Annotated in this window: 2 pseudogenes; both read right to left on the bottom strand. The window is 61.9% G+C overall.

From position 1 onward, the window contains the following. Positions 1-307: 307 nt before the first annotated feature. Positions 308-583, bottom strand: a pseudogene (locus tag HWX22_RS32175) (LysR family transcriptional regulator); the annotation flags it as partial. 87 nt (positions 584-670) lie between these two features. Then, positions 671-1,198 (bottom strand): annotated as a pseudogene (locus tag HWX22_RS31230) (polyhydroxyalkanoate depolymerase); the annotation flags it as partial.

The raw sequence follows: 1,198 nt of genomic DNA, 5'->3' as shown, positions 1-1,198 counted from the left end.
GATGATCGCTCGTTTCGGAAACCGGTGATCAGCGATCACCTTCGACCGAAACGGCCGATCACCATCAATCGGAACCACTGATCACGTTCAACCGAAATCGCTGATCACGTTCGCCGAAATACGCATTCTATACGTCCACGATCAGCGCCAGCACGTTGTCGCCCGTGCTGTTCGGTGGTATCAGCGAGACGCCGCGGGTGTGCCGATCGCGTTGATCACGCTCGCGGCGACCCTGCTGACACTCCCACTGTCTTGGTATGTGCAGAGGGGGCTGGAGCGCTAACGCCGGCTGCCAGACTAGCAGCGGCTAGGCCAACGCCCGTCCTGATGCAAGCGCCCGAGCAAATCCGACGAATCGCTCGACACAGGCCAACGAGAATGGCCCGCTCCACAACACTGTCTGTTTGAGCACGCAGGGTTTGGCCAAGGCAAATACGCGACACCCGAACGCTGTAACGTGGACGTGAATCCGGGCACGATCGCGCCCCTCCGCTGCCACTAGTGACACCAACGTCGTGATCTGCGCCGCGGTCAGGCCCAACCGCGGCTCGATGCCAGCTTCTTCACAAAGATCTTCTAACGCTGTGCACTCACCGCGGGCTTTCGGCACGGACCAACCGAACCCGATGTCCATCGGGTCGTCGCCTTACGGAGCCGTTGATGGTCTCCCATGTTCTCGAATGAAGTCGCGCAGTTGTGGGTAGACGACCGTGCGCCAGCGGCGACCCGAGAAGATCCCGTAGTGACCGCACTTCTCGGCGGTCAGGCTGCGGCGCTGATCTTGCCGGATACCGGTGCACAGCTCGTGCGCGACGTGCGTCTGGCCGCTGCCCGAGATGTCGTCGAACTCGCCCTCGATCGTCATCAGCGCGGTGTGCTGGATGTCCTGCGGACGCACGCGTTCGCCTTCGACATCCCACGTGCCCTCGGCAAGCCGGAACTCCTGGAACACGACGCGGATCGTCTCGAGGTAGTACTCGGCGGCGATGTCGAGTACCGCGTTGTATTCGTCGTAGAATTTGCGATGCGCTTCGGCGTCGTCCTCGTCGCCGCGCAGCAGGCTCTGGTAGAAATCCCAGTGCGATTGCGCGTGACGTTCCGGATTCATCGCGACGAAGCCCGTGTGCTGCAGGAAGCCCGGATACACGTGGCGGCCTTCGCCCGGATAGTTCGCGGGCACCGTGTGGATCACGTTGTT

The sequence above is a fragment of the Burkholderia sp. BCC1638 genome, assembly GCF_902833195.1.
Taxonomy (GTDB): Bacteria; Pseudomonadota; Gammaproteobacteria; order Burkholderiales; family Burkholderiaceae; genus Burkholderia; species Burkholderia diffusa.
The sequence above is the reverse complement of the archived record's forward strand: the minus strand, read 5'-3'. Positions and strand labels throughout refer to the sequence as shown.